15 protein-coding genes are annotated in these 14,155 nt (G+C 46.7%); all 15 read left to right on the top strand.

The genetic code is table 11. The features are described 5' to 3' along the window. The first annotated feature begins 142 nt into the window (after nt 1–142). The 15 genes from QMK20_RS17050 (at nt 143) to QMK20_RS16980 (ending at nt 14,151) form a co-directional block, all read left to right on the top strand. Entirely contained in the window at nt 143–502 is a 360-nt protein-coding gene (locus QMK20_RS17050; protein ID WP_014282498.1) for a histidine triad nucleotide-binding protein, read from the top strand. A gap of 169 nt (nt 503–671) precedes the next feature. Beyond that, nucleotides 672–845 carry a 30S ribosomal protein S21 gene (gene rpsU, locus QMK20_RS17045; protein ID WP_005547957.1) on the top strand — a complete coding sequence of 58 codons (174 nt, stop codon included), beginning with the start codon at nt 672–674 and terminating at the stop codon, nt 843–845. Nucleotides 846–861: 16 nt separating this feature from the next. Beyond that, nucleotides 862–1,305, top strand: a complete 444-nt coding sequence (locus QMK20_RS17040; protein WP_013311146.1) for a GatB/YqeY domain-containing protein — start codon at nt 862–864, stop codon at nt 1,303–1,305. Nucleotides 1,306–1,588: 283 nt separating this feature from the next. Next, complete coding sequence (locus QMK20_RS17035; protein ID WP_283652537.1) at nt 1,589–2,956, top strand: NfeD family protein; 1,368 nt, start codon at nt 1,589–1,591, stop codon at nt 2,954–2,956. Between the two features lie 45 nt (nt 2,957–3,001). Next, on the top strand, nt 3,002–4,003 hold the full coding sequence (floA, locus tag QMK20_RS17030) for a flotillin-like protein FloA (protein ID WP_283652536.1): 1,002 nt from the start codon (nt 3,002–3,004) through the stop codon (nt 4,001–4,003). Nucleotides 4,004–4,047: 44 nt separating this feature from the next. After that, nucleotides 4,048–4,638 carry a hypothetical protein gene (locus QMK20_RS17025; protein ID WP_283652535.1) on the top strand — a complete coding sequence of 197 codons (591 nt, stop codon included), beginning with the start codon at nt 4,048–4,050 and terminating at the stop codon, nt 4,636–4,638. Nucleotides 4,639–5,090: 452 nt separating this feature from the next. After that, nucleotides 5,091–6,500 (top strand): branched-chain amino acid transporter BcaP, encoded by a 1,410-nt coding sequence (gene bcaP / locus QMK20_RS17020; RefSeq protein ID WP_283652534.1) that lies wholly within the window; start codon nt 5,091–5,093, stop codon nt 6,498–6,500. Nucleotides 6,501–6,884: 384 nt separating this feature from the next. Continuing rightward, on the top strand, nt 6,885–7,178 hold the full coding sequence (yqfC, locus tag QMK20_RS17015; protein WP_283652533.1) for a sporulation protein YqfC: 294 nt from the start codon (nt 6,885–6,887) through the stop codon (nt 7,176–7,178). Then, nucleotides 7,175–8,368: a sporulation protein YqfD gene (gene yqfD, locus QMK20_RS17010; RefSeq protein ID WP_283652532.1), complete on the top strand. Its 1,194-nt coding sequence runs from the start codon at nt 7,175–7,177 to the stop codon at nt 8,366–8,368. Before yqfC ends, yqfD begins: the two co-directional genes overlap by 4 nt. 6 nt (nt 8,369–8,374) lie before the next feature. Continuing rightward, nucleotides 8,375–9,346: a PhoH family protein gene (locus QMK20_RS17005; RefSeq protein WP_014282491.1), complete on the top strand. Its 972-nt coding sequence runs from the start codon at nt 8,375–8,377 to the stop codon at nt 9,344–9,346. Between the two features lie 90 nt (nt 9,347–9,436). Further along, nucleotides 9,437–11,683 carry an HD family phosphohydrolase gene (locus QMK20_RS17000; protein ID WP_283652531.1) on the top strand — a complete coding sequence of 749 codons (2,247 nt, stop codon included), beginning with the start codon at nt 9,437–9,439 and terminating at the stop codon, nt 11,681–11,683. 58 nt (nt 11,684–11,741) lie between these two features. Further along, nucleotides 11,742–12,239: an rRNA maturation RNase YbeY gene (gene ybeY / locus QMK20_RS16995; RefSeq protein ID WP_283652530.1), complete on the top strand. Its 498-nt coding sequence runs from the start codon at nt 11,742–11,744 to the stop codon at nt 12,237–12,239. Beyond that, nucleotides 12,239–12,613, top strand: coding sequence for a diacylglycerol kinase family protein (locus QMK20_RS16990; protein ID WP_283652529.1), 375 nt, complete (start codon nt 12,239–12,241; stop codon nt 12,611–12,613). The genes ybeY and QMK20_RS16990 overlap by 1 nt, the downstream gene beginning before the upstream one ends. A gap of 92 nt (nt 12,614–12,705) precedes the next feature. Continuing rightward, nucleotides 12,706–13,608, top strand: coding sequence for a GTPase Era (gene era / locus QMK20_RS16985; protein WP_283652528.1), 903 nt, complete (start codon nt 12,706–12,708; stop codon nt 13,606–13,608). Between the two features lie 405 nt (nt 13,609–14,013). Then, the gene (locus QMK20_RS16980) at nt 14,014–14,151 is read left to right on the top strand and encodes a YqzL family protein (protein WP_013372137.1); all 138 of its coding nucleotides are present in this window, start codon (nt 14,014–14,016) and stop codon (nt 14,149–14,151) included. Nucleotides 14,152–14,155 lie beyond the last annotated feature (4 nt).

Raw genomic sequence — 14,155 nt, 5'->3', positions numbered from 1 at the left:
TACATATAGAAACATAGGTATAACAAACCATAACTGTATATGTTTAATTCGGTTGTGGGAAATACATAACTTTGAATGCCGAGAGCATGGGTTCTGCACTTTCGAACCTGACGATCGGCTCACTGCCAAAGGAGGGTTTTGAATGGACGATTTGTTTTTGAAAATTGTGGATGGAACGATCCCCAGCAAAAAAGTGCTGGAAACCGACAATGTGCTTGCATTTCATGACATCCAGCCTGCGGCGCCAGTACACGTGCTCATTATTCCGAAGAAATATATTCCTTCAATGAATGCTGTGACGGAAGAGGATCTTCCTCTGATTGCGGAGATTCATCGTGTTGCGGTTGAGGTGGCGAAAAAACTGGGTATCGCTGAATCCGGTTATCGGTTGATTAACAACTGCGGTCCGGATAGCGGGCAAGCGGTGGGACATCTGCATTATCATCTACTGGGCGGTGCCCCATTAGGTGCCTTGACGGGTATTTCGGACTCACATTCTTAAAAATGACAGTGCTTGTCTTTCGGTAATACGGCGTGAATGGAGAAATATGTATCCTTTATTTATTCATTTTTTCTTATAGGTTGACACCCGGTTTCCGTTTCACCTATAATAAAATTTGATGAACCGTGTTATTGCTCTTGGACGGTCTGGTCGGAGGGAGGGAAAACTGGTGTCTGAAACTAAAGTTCGCAAAAACGAGACAATTGATGCTGCACTTCGTCGCTTTAAACGTTCCATTGCTAAGGATGGCGTATTGGCTGAGGTGAAGAAACGCAAGCATTATGAAAAGCCAAGCGTAAAGCGCAAGAAAAAGTCCGAGGCTGCTCGTAAGAGAAAGTTCTAGGAGGATCTAAGCAATCATGAATTTGAGCGAACGATTGAACGAAGATATGAAGCAAGCAATGAAGAGTAAGGACAAGTTCAAACTCTCCACCATTCGAATGGTTCGTTCTACGATTAAAAATCTTGAAATAGATTTGAAACGGGATTTGGACGACAACGAAGTGCTTGATATTCTGAGTCGTGAGATCAAACAGCGAAAAGATGCCCTCCATGAATTTGAAAAAGCCGGTCGTGATGAACTTGCGACAAGCACTAAAGCAGAAATAGAGATCATCGCTCAGTACCTTCCCGAACAACTTTCTGAAGAAGAAATTAAAGTTATTGTACAGCAGACCATCCAGGAAACCGGTGCTTCTTCGAAAGCCGAGATGGGGAAAGTAATGACGGCCTTGATGCCTAAGGTAAAAGGCCGCGCTGACGGTAAGCTCGTGAACCAAGCGGTTCAGCAATTTCTGCAATAAACCTGCGACAAACAGGAAAGCGCAACACCCTCTGTTTACAGAGGGTGTTATTTCTGTATCTGCCGCGCTTGTTTTAGGCTGCTGTTATTATAAAGAGGGCCTTTTTTGTAAGCGTTATCTATAATCATTTGAAACGTGATGTCCATCGGGTACGTAAAGTACATGACAGCCATCAGGATTAGCAACATACTCAAGAATTTCACAATAAATCCTGAAAACTGTATGGTTTACCTGACAAAATTTGATATGCTATAACATAGAAAGATCGAAAGGGGGGAGAGTAATGCATAGAGAACATCACCACTCCAGCCGCAAAATGATCTTTTGGACCATGTGGATTATGATATCCGTTTTGCTGTTGCCATTATTCCATTCGGGATCAGCGGCGGCCGCTGTGAAAGGCGGTGCTGTGTTTGTTATACCGGTGGATCAGGAAATTGAGCAGGGACTGGGCAGTTTTATGGAACGCGGCTTTACAGAAGCGGCGGAGTCCAAAGCGGGCCTCATTGTGTTGGATATTAATACGCCAGGCGGACGTGTAGACACGGCGGAAAAGCTGGGCAAGCTGATTAAGGACAGCACGATTCCGACCGTAGCTTATGTAAGAGGCGAAGCGGCCTCTGCGGGGAGCTATATTGCGTTAAGCGCAAACAAAATTGTTATGAAGCCGGGCAGCATCATTGGAGCAGCAGCACTGGTGGACGGCAAAGGGCAAGCTATCACTGACCCGAAAACGGTGGCTTGGTGGAAGAGCAGCATGGCATCTGCTGCAGAATCCGGCGGACGTAACCCGGATATTGCGAGAGGTATGGTAGACTCCAAAATTGCTGTAGCTATACCGGAGCTGAACTTTAATAAAGAAAAAGGTCAGATCATTTCTTTAACCAGCGAGGAAGCGCTTAAACTGGGCTATGCGGATCACATCGCCTCTTCAGAACAAGAAGTTATCCAGTGGATGGGCTATAGCACGGATGATGTATTTCACGTGGAGCGGACATGGGCTGAAAAAGCAGCCGAGATATTGACCAACCCGATTGTACAGACATTGCTTTTATTTATCGGTATCGCAGGGGTTGTCATTGAACTACTCGTACCTGGCTTTGGAGTGCCAGGAATTTTAGGTGTGCTCGGATTTGGTTTGTACTTTTTCGGCAATTATATTGCTGGCTTTGCAGGTTCCGAGACGTGGCTGTTGTTTATCATCGGTCTGGCTTTGCTTATACTTGAAATGTTCATTCCAAGCTTTGGTATTCTGGGTATTTTAGGTTCCATCAGTCTTGTCGCCGGAGTTGTTCGCGCGGCCTACAACATGCAGCATGCTTTTATATCATTGGGTATAGCCTTTGCTGCTGCCGTTGCTGTGGTGGCAATCATAGGGATTGCTTTCAAGGATCGGGGAATATGGAACCGTTTTATACTTAAAGAAAGCTTGACGGCTGACCAGGGCTTTTCTTCGGTTGTGAACCGGGAAGTGCTATTGGGACAGCGAGGTGTGAGTCTGACACCGCTTCGTCCAGCAGGAACCGTGCTTATCGCTGACGAACGTGTGGACGTCGTGACGAACGGCGAGTTTATCGCTACGGATATGCCCATTATCGTATCCAAAGTAGAAGGAGGACGCATTGTGGTCAAGTCGGACACCAGCGTCTGAAACATGCTAACAAACGAAGAATTAGATTAATGGAGGATGATGCGAGTGTTCGAATCGGGTATTGTCAGCGTTTTGCTGATTGCCGTTGTAGCCATTATTGTGTTAAGTGTATTTTTTAGTTTTTTCCCGGTGATGCTGTGGATTTCGGCATTGGCTTCGGGGGTGCGGATTGGCATCATTACACTGGTGGCTATGCGATTACGGCGTGTAACGCCAAGCCGGATTGTGAATCCGCTGATTAAGGCTACCAAGGCTGGTCTGGGCTTAAACATCAACCAGCTGGAAAGTCATTTTCTGGCGGGTGGTAATGTTGACCGAGTGATCAATGCGCTGATTGCTGCGCAGCGGGCCAACATTCCGCTCGAATTTGAACGCGCAGCTGCGATTGACCTTGCGGGTCGGGATGTTCTGCAAGCGGTCCAAATGAGCGTTAATCCGCGTGTCATTGAGACACCTACTGTCGCTGCGGTAGCCAAGGATGGTATCGAAGTGAAGGTTAAGGCTCGTGTTACAGTGCGTGCTAACATTGATCGACTCGTCGGGGGTGCCGGAGAAGAAACGATTATTGCGCGGGTCGGTGAAGGTATTGTTACGACTGTCGGCTCCAGTAATTCGCATAAGGACGTGCTGGAGAACCCGGATTCCATTTCGAGAACGGTACTATCCAAAGGTTTGGATGCCGGGACGGCGTTTGAAATCTTGTCCATTGATATTGCGGACGTCGATGTAGGTAAAAACATTGGTGCCTTCCTGCAGACCGAGCAGGCGGAAGCTGATAAACGGATTGCGCAGGCGAAAGCGGAAGAACGGCGTGCAATGGCCGTGGCGCAGGAGCAGGAAATGAAGGCGCGTGTCGTAGAGATGAGAGCGCGTGTGGTTGAATCCGAATCCGAAGTGCCACTGGCGATGGCTGAGGCGCTGCGTGGCGGAAAACTTGGCGTTATGGATTATATGAATTTGAAAAATATTGAGGCAGATACGCAAATGCGCGGCTCCTTGGGCAAACCGAATGAAAACTCGGGAAATGACAACAAAAACCGGGATTAACAACGGGATATAGCCGATGAATTACGGCAGTAAGGCGGTGAGTTATGAACTTTATGAGCTGGATTTTTGAGCATTTGTATATCCTGATTGTGATCGGCTTTGCGTTGGTGTCTTTTTTGGGCAAAAGCATGAAAAGCACAGAGAGAAAAGCGCCGCCGCGAAAGGGCATGCCTACGTTTGGTGGCGACCACGGCTCTCGCGGTCCTTCATCACCCTCCGGACCTTTCTCTACGGAACACAGACAGGAGCAACGTCAGCCGCAAAGGCAGGATACTGCCGGAGAATTGCAGCGTCAGTTTCCTGATGAACGACGTGTAGTTATGGAAGCTCGGCGTATGGAAGAACAAATGAATGATTGGACGGAAACAGAGCAACAGACGAATCGGGATTCCCTGGATAACGGTTCTACTCTGGAGGATCGAATCCGGGCCATGGAAGAAGAGCGTAGATCGGTTTTGGCACGTCTCGACCGCATATCCAATGCAAGGGAGTCGGGAGAGATTACAGATGCCTCAGAGGGAGCTCCGCAGGAGCGTAGTACAGTAACTGCGGCTGACCTGCGGAGAGGCGTGATCTGGGCAGAAATACTGGGTCCTCCGCGTTCCAAGCGTTATATGGGTGGAGGAAGACGTTAAAAAGACAAGAGCTGTTATCGTTCAATTTGAGCAGTTTGCATGAATGGTTTAGTCCGCCCCGGCTTTAGCTGGTGGCGGACTATTTTTTTGCTAATACATAGGCCAGTCCAGAATAGAAATCAGTTTAGCAGAAATACTCTTATGAACTTACATAAGATGTCATAAACCCAGTAGTAGCAAGGTTTTCTTACGTCATTTGTAAGCAAAAAATCTGTCATTGTGTCTAGTTTAATACTGAACTTTCGAAAAAAATACAGAGGCAAAATGATCGAATGTAAGAAAAAGAATGGAGCTTTCCGAAAACGGTTTTCATTTATTTGTTTTTATATATAATGTTCTCAAAGATAGTGTTTCTGGAAATTTACTCCAAATTTAGAGAAAATAAACGTAATTTCGAGGTGAGGTGACCCAGGTATAAAAGTATATATTACATGTCTAGGGAGATGGGATGGATGAATAATAGCTTATTCAGAAAAAAGAGCATTGATCAGCTACTTGCTGCAACGCGGGGTGAAAAAGCACTTCAAAAAGAGCTTGGTGCCTTTGATTTAACGATGCTTGGCATTGGAGCTATAATCGGAACGGGGATTTTTGTGTTGACTGGCACGGGAGCGGTTACGGCTGGTCCGGGTTTGATTATTTCTTTTGTGGTTGCGGGGCTTGCCTGTCTATTTGCAGCACTGGCTTATGCAGAGTTTGCATCCACCGTTCCGGTATCCGGTTCTGTTTATACTTTTACATATGCAACGATGGGGGAACTTCTGGCTTTTATTATCGGATGGGATTTGATTTTGGAATATATGCTTGCTGCCAGTGCAGTTTCCGCAGGCTGGTCGGGTTATTTTGTATCATTTTTGAATGGACTTGGTATCCATATCCCCCTTGAATTCACTGCGGCACCAGGGGCTTTAAAAGATCAAACCACCTATTTTAATCTTCCTGCTTTTTTGATTTTGATGGGGATTACCTCCTTGCTCTACTTTGGAATCAAAGAATCGAAACGTATGAACAACATTATGGTTATTGTAAAAATTGCTGTGATTTTATTATTTATTTTCGTTGCTTTTAAATATGTAAAACCGGATAACTGGACGCCTTTTATGCCATTTGGGTTCAGTGGAGTGCTTGGAGCCGCAGCGCTGGTATTCTTTGCTTTTATCGGCTTTGATGCTGTTTCGTCTGCCGCAGAAGAAACCAAAAATCCGGCTCGTGATTTACCGCGCGGCATTATTTTTTCACTTATTATATGTACGCTTCTATACGTCATTGTCAGCGGGATTATGACAGGGATTGTCCCGTTTATGCAGTTTGAAGGTATTTCCCATCCGGTGTCACTCGTCTTGCAGGTTGCAGGTCAGAACTGGGTTGCAGGGATTGTGGATGTGGGGGCCATTTTAGGGATGACCACAGTTATGCTGGTCATGCTCTATGGCCAAACCCGTATTATGTTTGCCATGTCGCGTGATGGTCTGGTACCAAAAGTATTGTCCAAGGTTCATCCTAAATACAAAACTCCGTATATTAACACATTGTTTTTTGGTACATTATCTGCATTAATGGGCGGGTTGATTCCGCTGGATGAATTGGCGAGTTTGGTGAACATCGGCACTCTTTCAGCCTTTATACTGATTTCTGTCGCTGTGATTGTGATGCGAAGAACGCAGCCGGATCTGCCCAGGGCCTTCCGATGTCCGGGTGTTCCGTATATTCCGATTTTGGCTATTATTTCGTGTGGGGCGCTCATCCTGAATTTACATAGCCAAACGTTTATCCGTTTTCTGATTTGGCTCGTTATAGGTCTGGCCGTTTATTTTCTATATTCCAGAAAAAACTCTCTTTTGAATCATGATTCCGAAAAATAACAGAATGGCTCTATAAAATCAGGAAAAGACAATCTCGTATCGATGCTTGAATTGGGGTTGTCTTTTTCATTTTTCATTTTGCAAGTATCCAGACTCTTGCTATGCAAAATCAGAGCTACGATGAATTGTTAGTTTCGTTTCATAAATATGGCGGCTGGATCATAAAGTGTACAGTACAGATATCTGTGGCGCTGGTGTAATGACGCCCATATCTAAGCGGCATCGGCATTGGTTAAAAAAGCATCGTAGCTGCCATGAAAATGACTATGATCCACCGGATGGCAATAACAGGAGACGAAAATCAGCAGCGTAGCTGCCATAAAAACAATTATTAGCCGTTTGAAAACAAATTTTTTTTCATGACAGGAAAGGAGATTCCCTCGTATGAGCCGGATGAGCCGCAAACTGCGAAAGTGGGCCAGTGAGACGCTGGAACTTCCGCAGGACATTCTATTTGACCTGCCGCGGTTAACTCTCATTGGCAGCAGCCAGCTTTATGTGGAGAATCACCGGGGCGTCGTGGACTTCACGCCGGATCGGCTAGTACTTGCGCTGGCGCAAGGCAGGTTGCGGGTGACGGGGCATGGGCTTGTCATTACGTCTATTGTGCCCGAGCAGGTAAGTGTGGAAGGACACATTACGGATATCCAATTGGAAGGAACGGAGGAAGGCTCATGAAACATCCCGCTTTAACAAAGTTGCGTGGCACGGTTACCCTTGCTGTCAAGGGCGAGAGCGTGGAAGCTTTCATTAATCTGCTCACTGAGCATCAAATACCTGTTTGGAACGTGCGGCCGATGGGTACAAGACATGCAGAAATGAACCTTCTGCTCCCGCACGTCTTCCTGCTGCGTCCGTTTTTGAGAAGGACAGGCTGCAAAATGCATATTTTGAAACGACAGGGAATTCCCTTTACCGTTGCGCGGCTTGCCAAACGCAAATTTTTTCTGGTTGGACTGGCTGTATTCTGGGTAGGCCTGTTCCTGATGTCTTCGCTCATCTGGGACGTTGAAGTAAAGGGAAATGACAAGCTCTCAACGGAAGCTGTACTCAAGGCTGCCCGTCAGGAGGGGTTGTATCCTTTTCAATGGAGCTTCCGCGTTTCCAGTCAGGACAAGCTTTCGCGTGCGCTCATGCAGAAGCTCCCTGAGGCATCCTGGATCGGTGTGGAGAAGCATGGTACCTCGGTGACGATTCAAGTCGTTGAAGCCTCACAGCCTACTCCAGAGCCGCTCTACAGTCCACGTCATCTCATCAGCAAGGCAGATGCGGTAGTCACTGAAATTTTTGCCGAGCAAGGTCGTCCTGTCGTGCATAAAAATACACGTGTCAAAAAAGGAGCCATTCTTATCTCGGGAACGCTCGGGGATGAAGAGAATCAGCAGCAGGTTGTAGCCAAGGGGGAGATTAAGGGCCTCGTGTGGCATGAGTACGAAATCAGCAGTCCGACGGTACGACGCAGCAGCACATATACTGGAAACAGTCACGAACGCCTGTATCTTGTGCTGGGCAACCGTGCGGTGCAGCTATGGGGATATGGGAAAATCCCTTATTCCGCACATAAAACCACAGTTGAGCATGACCCGCTGACGTGGCGCTCCTTCCGTCTTCCAGTCGGTTGGATGACCGAAAACGTGAGGGAGACAAAGATACATGAGGATAAGCTTACGGAAGCAGAAGCCCAAAATAGGGGAATAGAAGGGGCGCGAGCCAATATTTTAGCCAAATACGGCAAAGGAACCAAAATAATGAGCCAAAAAATTTTGCATGAGAAGAGAGAGAATGGTAAAGTTTATATGAAAGTGCTTTTTGAAGTGGAACAGAATATTGCGGAAGAACTTCCGCTAGTTCATAACCAAGGAGAATGAGGCTATTTGGCAGAACAACAACGCAGCATACAAATTGCATTGAACAATGCGGGAGAAGGACAGGCGCTGTTCGGCCCGCAGGATTCCTTTTTAAAATTGATTGAAGCAGCTGTTCCCGCAAAAATGGATTCCCGTGAGGCGGAAATCAATATTTTTGGCAACGCACATGAGGTGGAAGTGCTCGAACAATTATTCGATGTACTACTTCAGTTAATTCGTAATGGATATATCCTGACCGAAAGAGACGTCCATTATGCGATTGAGTTGGCAAAAGATTTACGCGCCGATCAATTGCTTGATCTGTTCAAGGGAGAAATCACGACCACCTTCCGGGGCAAGCCGATCCGTGTCAAAACAATTGGACAAAAGCACTATGTAACCACGATAAAAAAACGCGATATCGTATTTGGAATTGGCCCGGCGGGTACGGGTAAAACGTATTTGGCCGTGGTGCTGGCGGTAGCTGCCCTGAAGGAAGGTTCGGTCAAGCGTATTGTATTAACCCGTCCTGCGGTGGAAGCAGGCGAGAATCTGGGCTTTTTGCCAGGGGATTTGCAGGAAAAGGTTGATCCGTATCTGCGTCCATTGTATGACGCGTTGTACGATGTTATGGGACCTGAGCAGACAGCAAAGGCACTGGAGCGAGGGTTGATTGAAATCGCGCCGCTGGCCTATATGCGGGGACGGACGCTGGATGATTCATTCATTATTTTGGATGAAGCGCAAAACACCACGCCGGAGCAAATGAAAATGTTTTTGACCCGACTTGGCTTTGGCTCCAAAATGGTCATCACCGGCGATGTTACGCAAATTGATTTGCCTCGTGGCAAAAAATCCGGTCTGATTGAAGCAAATGCGATTTTACAGGGAATTGAGGAAATAGGTTTCGTACATTTTGCACAAGAGGATGTTGTCCGTCATTCCCTGGTTCAGAAAATCATCGTGGCTTACGACCAGGTTGCCGAAAATCAGGGATAAGCCTTCATATCACGAAAGTGGAGCTATCAGAAGTATGAAAATAAGCAGCGTAGCTGTCTTGAAAAAGATGATGGAGAGGGATTGTTTCAGATGACCTCGAAGGAATTGTCTAAGGGCAAAACGTTCCAGCATAGAATGAGTGGATGGAAGTATAGCGTGGCAACACGCTATCTTCTGTTTTTATTTTTAGTGGTTCTTTTTTACGTCGGTTTAGCCTCAAAGCTGCTTCCCGAGCGCTATGACATTCGGGTAAACCAGCCAAGTGAAAAGGAAATTGTTGCTCCGATGCAACTTCCCAACAGCAAAGCGACGTTAAAGGCTCAGGAAGAGTCTGCAGAACGGGTACAGCCGATGTATACGATTGTACCGATTCGCAACGATAACCTGATTACTGGTATTCTGGACCGAATTGAACGGCTTAATCAGGATGACCAGGTTTCCAGATCCGATAAAATTTCCATTTACAAAGACGAGATTCCTCAGCGTGCGCGAGAATTTGTGCAAAATTTTGTAAACAATAGCCGTAATGCCGATGCCTACCCGGAAAAGCTATTGGACGAAGTGCTGCAAAAAACAAAAGAGCAGACATACCGGATTCCAGAGGAAACCTTTATCAAAATTCCGCGTCTCACGTCTGAGGATATTGCAGAGATGCGGCCGGTTGCCCGTGAAATCGTGACCGGATTGATGAACGATCAGATTACAGATGCACAAACAGCCCGAGCCAAGGTGGCCGAGCGGGTCAGTACGAGTACGCTTACCAAGCGCACCTCTCGTGAAGTCGTTCAGGAGCTTGCAAGGCTTGTGATTACGGCCAACAAGTTTTATGATGATACAGCTACGAAGGACGCTAGGGTACAGGCTCGTGAAGATACACCGACAGTCTACATCAAACAGGGTGAAGTGCTCGTCAAGAAAGGCGAGATTATTACCCAGGAAATCTATACCTTACTGGATGAGAACGAGCTGCTAAAGGACAAGATCAACTATTGGCCGCAATTTGGCCTGTTGATGCTGTCTGCGATGCTGGCCTTGGGCCTGTTTATGTATATTCGCCAGTTCCAATCACGAACACGCCGTTTTAAGTATAACAATGCGCAGTTGCTCATGCTGGTGTTGATTTTTGTGATCACGGTAGGCGCAATGATGTTAACCGCCATATTGCAGGACAGTGAACGGTCTTATCTCGGCTATCTGGCGCCTATCGCGCTTGGAGCCATGCTCGTAACGTTGTTACTCGATATGTCACTGGCCTTCGTTTGTGCCGTTATATTCAGTATATTGGCAAGTGTCATTTTGAATGTCCGACAAGGACAAATTTTTGATTTTAACTTCGGATTTTTTGCCCTTGTGGTTTGTCTTGCGTCGATTTTCTCAACGCATCGAGCCAGTCAGCGTTCAACGCTGTTCAAGGGAGCAATTATGGTATGCTTGTTCGGCACCGTGTCGGTCTTCACTCTGGCGCTGATCGACCAAAGCAACTGGACTCAAACGACGACGCTCTATGCGGTAGCTTTTGCTTTTGCGGGCGGTTTGATTACAGCGATACTTGTTATTGGGCTAATGCCATTTTTTGAGTCTACCTTTGGCATTTTGTCAGCGCTGAAGCTGGTTGAGCTGTCTAACCCGAATCATCCGCTACTGCGCAAGCTGCTTACAGAGACACCGGGTACGTATCACCACAGCGTAATGGTAGGTAATCTGTCAGAGGCAGCAGCGGAGGCTATAGGTGCTAACGGCTTGTTGTGCCGGGTCGGTTCGTATTATCATGACATTGGTAAAACAAAACGGCCTTCGTACTTCATTGAAAATCAGAACGGTATGGATAATCCGCATGATACGATAGAGCCAAAGCTGAGTAAGTCCATCATTATTGCCCATGCCCGTGATGGTGTGGAAATGCAATTGGATTACAAGCTGCCCAAGCCGATTCGCGATATTGCCGAGCAGCATCACGGAACGACATTTCTGCACTATTTTTATCATAAGGCGCTGCGTGAGGCGGAAGAACAGGGCGTAGAGCCAGACTTTACCGAGGATGATTTTCGTTATCCTGGGCCAAAAGCCCAGTCCAAGGAAGCCGCTGTAGTCGGGATTGCTGATAGTGTGGAAGCAGCCGTCCGTTCCCTGCGGAAACCAACAGTGGAACAGGTGGAGTCGATGATTGAAAAAATTATTAAAAGTCGTCTTGATGATCACCAGTTCAACGATTGTGAGCTAACGATGCGGGAGCTTGATATTGTGGCTCAAACTCTTAAAGAAACCGTGATGGGAACTTTCCATTCCCGGATTGAGTATCCCGAAGAAAGACCAAAGCCTGAGAGCGGGAAAACATAGCATAATAGGCTTGTGCATGAAGTGCGGCGGAGCATTAGAATTAAAAGGAGCGGTTGGCATGAGCCTTCAATTAGCTTGGAATAATGAACAAAACGATATGGTAATTAATGAATCCTTGATTGGTTTGCTGAACACTCTATTGGAGGAAGCAGGCAAGGTGGAAGGGGTGACGGACGGTGAGGTTGCCCTCACCTTCGTGAATGATGAGCAAATTCATGAATTAAACAGGGATTATCGGGGAATCGACCGTCCAACCGATGTGCTGTCATTTGCCATGAAGGAAACACTGGATGAAGAGCTTGAAATCATCTATGAGCCGGATGACGAAGGACCGCTGAATGATGTGCCGGATGTGCTGGGGGATATTATTATTTCCGTTCAGACAGCTCAGGCTCAAAGTGAGGAGTACGGTCATTCCATTGAGCGTGAAATCGGATTTTTGTTTGTTCACGGCTTTCTGCATTTGCTGGGCTATGATCATCAGGATGAAGCTAGTGAGGCTGAAATGATGGGCAAGCAAGAGGCGGTACTGGCTCAAGTGGGGTTGACACGGTAATGAGACGTCAGCCTTGGAGAATGACTTTTCGTTATGCCGCAGAAGGCGTGATGTATGCTCTGCGCACGCAAATAAATATGCGGATACATGTGGTCTTGGCGTTTCTCGTCATCGCAGCAGGCTTAAGCCTGCGCATCTCCCGGCTCGACTGGTTATTCGTCTCTGTGGCGATTGCCATGGTAATCGTAGCCGAGCTGATCAATACCGCTGTTGAAGCGGCGATAGATTTAATCTCGCCTGATATCCATCCGCTGGCCAAAGCGGCTAAAGACACCGCCGCCGGAGCTGTGCTCCTGGCAGCGGTTTTTGCTGTAATTATTGGTATATTTGTGTTTTACAGGCCGTTGTTGACCTTGATTAGTCAGCTTTTTTAATGGAAAAACACATTTTTGTAATCATATACTATAGAAAAGACCTAACCCAAAAACCAAAAAAATAGGCGCTTAATAGTGCTGGAGGAAACGAAATGGCTAAGAAACACTTTAAATCAGGCTTTGTTGCGATTGTCGGCAGACCCAATGTAGGGAAATCAACTCTGATGAACCATGTCATCGGCCAGAAAATCGCCATCATGTCGGACAAGCCCCAAACCACACGTAACAAAATACATGGGGTATTCACTACAGAGGACACGCAAATTGTATTTTTGGACACACCGGGCATTCATAAGCGCCAGTCTAAACTGGGCGACTACATGAATCAGACAGCCTTTAATACGTTGGGCGAAGTTGAGGCTGTACTTTTTCTTATTGATGCCGCTGAAGGATTAGGCGGAGGCGACCGTTTTATTGCCGAGCAGCTGAAACAGGTAAAAACGCCAGTTATTCTGGTTTTAAATAAAATTGACCGTATTGAGCCGGAAGCACTGCTGCCCCTGATTGAGCAGTATCGCAAGCTGTACGACTTTGCAGAAATTGTGCCGATCTCGGCTAAAATGGGCAACAATGTGAACCGTTTGCTGGAGCAGGTTCAGAAATACTTGCCTGAAGGTCCACAATATTACCCGGATGACCAAATTACCGACCATCCGGAGCAGTTCGTCATTGCCGAGCTGGTACGGGAAAAGATTTTGCATATGACTCGTGAGGAAGTACCGCATTCGATTGCAGTCATGATTGAAGACATGAAGGTACAGGACAACGGCGTAGTGCATATTATGGCAGTCATCTTTGTAGAGCGGGATTCCCAGAAGGGAATTATTATCGGTAAGCAGGGAGCTATGCTCAAGGAAGTGGGCAAACAGGCACGTGTAGATATCCAAAACCTGCTGGGATCTAAAATTTTTCTGGAACTGTGGGTAAAGGTCAAAAAAGACTGGCGTAACCAGGATCGTGTACTGCGTGACCTCGGCTTCCACCGCGACGCTTAAAAAGCATGTTATATTTCACGCTTTAGTTCCTTAAGGGACCTTAAAATTGAGTTTTAAATTAGTTAAACCAAGTATGTTTAGTCTTTTAGGCACCATAAAAAAAGCCGTCCCGACTGTCTATTCACTACCACAGGCAGAAGGTAAAGTGTCTTTGGTAATTCAAGCGCCGGGCCTTTGCGGCGCTTAACTCTTGCACTTCCCTTACCCTCATTTCCAGCACTGAAAAAATGAATGCTTTAAAAAAGGTAGTGTAACTGTATGCACGCTGTAGCGGAGCGGCGGCCCACCCCGCATACAGCAGCCTTTTTTAACGCAATCCATTTATTTCATCGCATACTTCACCTCTCTTCGCATCATTCTAATTTTGAGATGCAAACGTCATTTCCGAAGAAAGGATGAATACGATTGCGAGATTTTTCGTGGAAGTATTTTGCGATGACTGGGGATGTCGGTGCGTATCTGTTATACAGGGAGAGCGCCGTGACAAGGGAGCAAGACACGGATGAAGGAGAGTCGGACGAGCATGAAGAAGCCCGTGAATAGCGCG

It is taken from the genome of Paenibacillus sp. RC334 (genome assembly GCF_030034735.1).
GTDB lineage: Bacteria > Bacillota > Bacilli > Paenibacillales > Paenibacillaceae > Paenibacillus > Paenibacillus terrae_A.
This window is presented reverse-complemented; position numbering and strand designations above follow the sequence as displayed.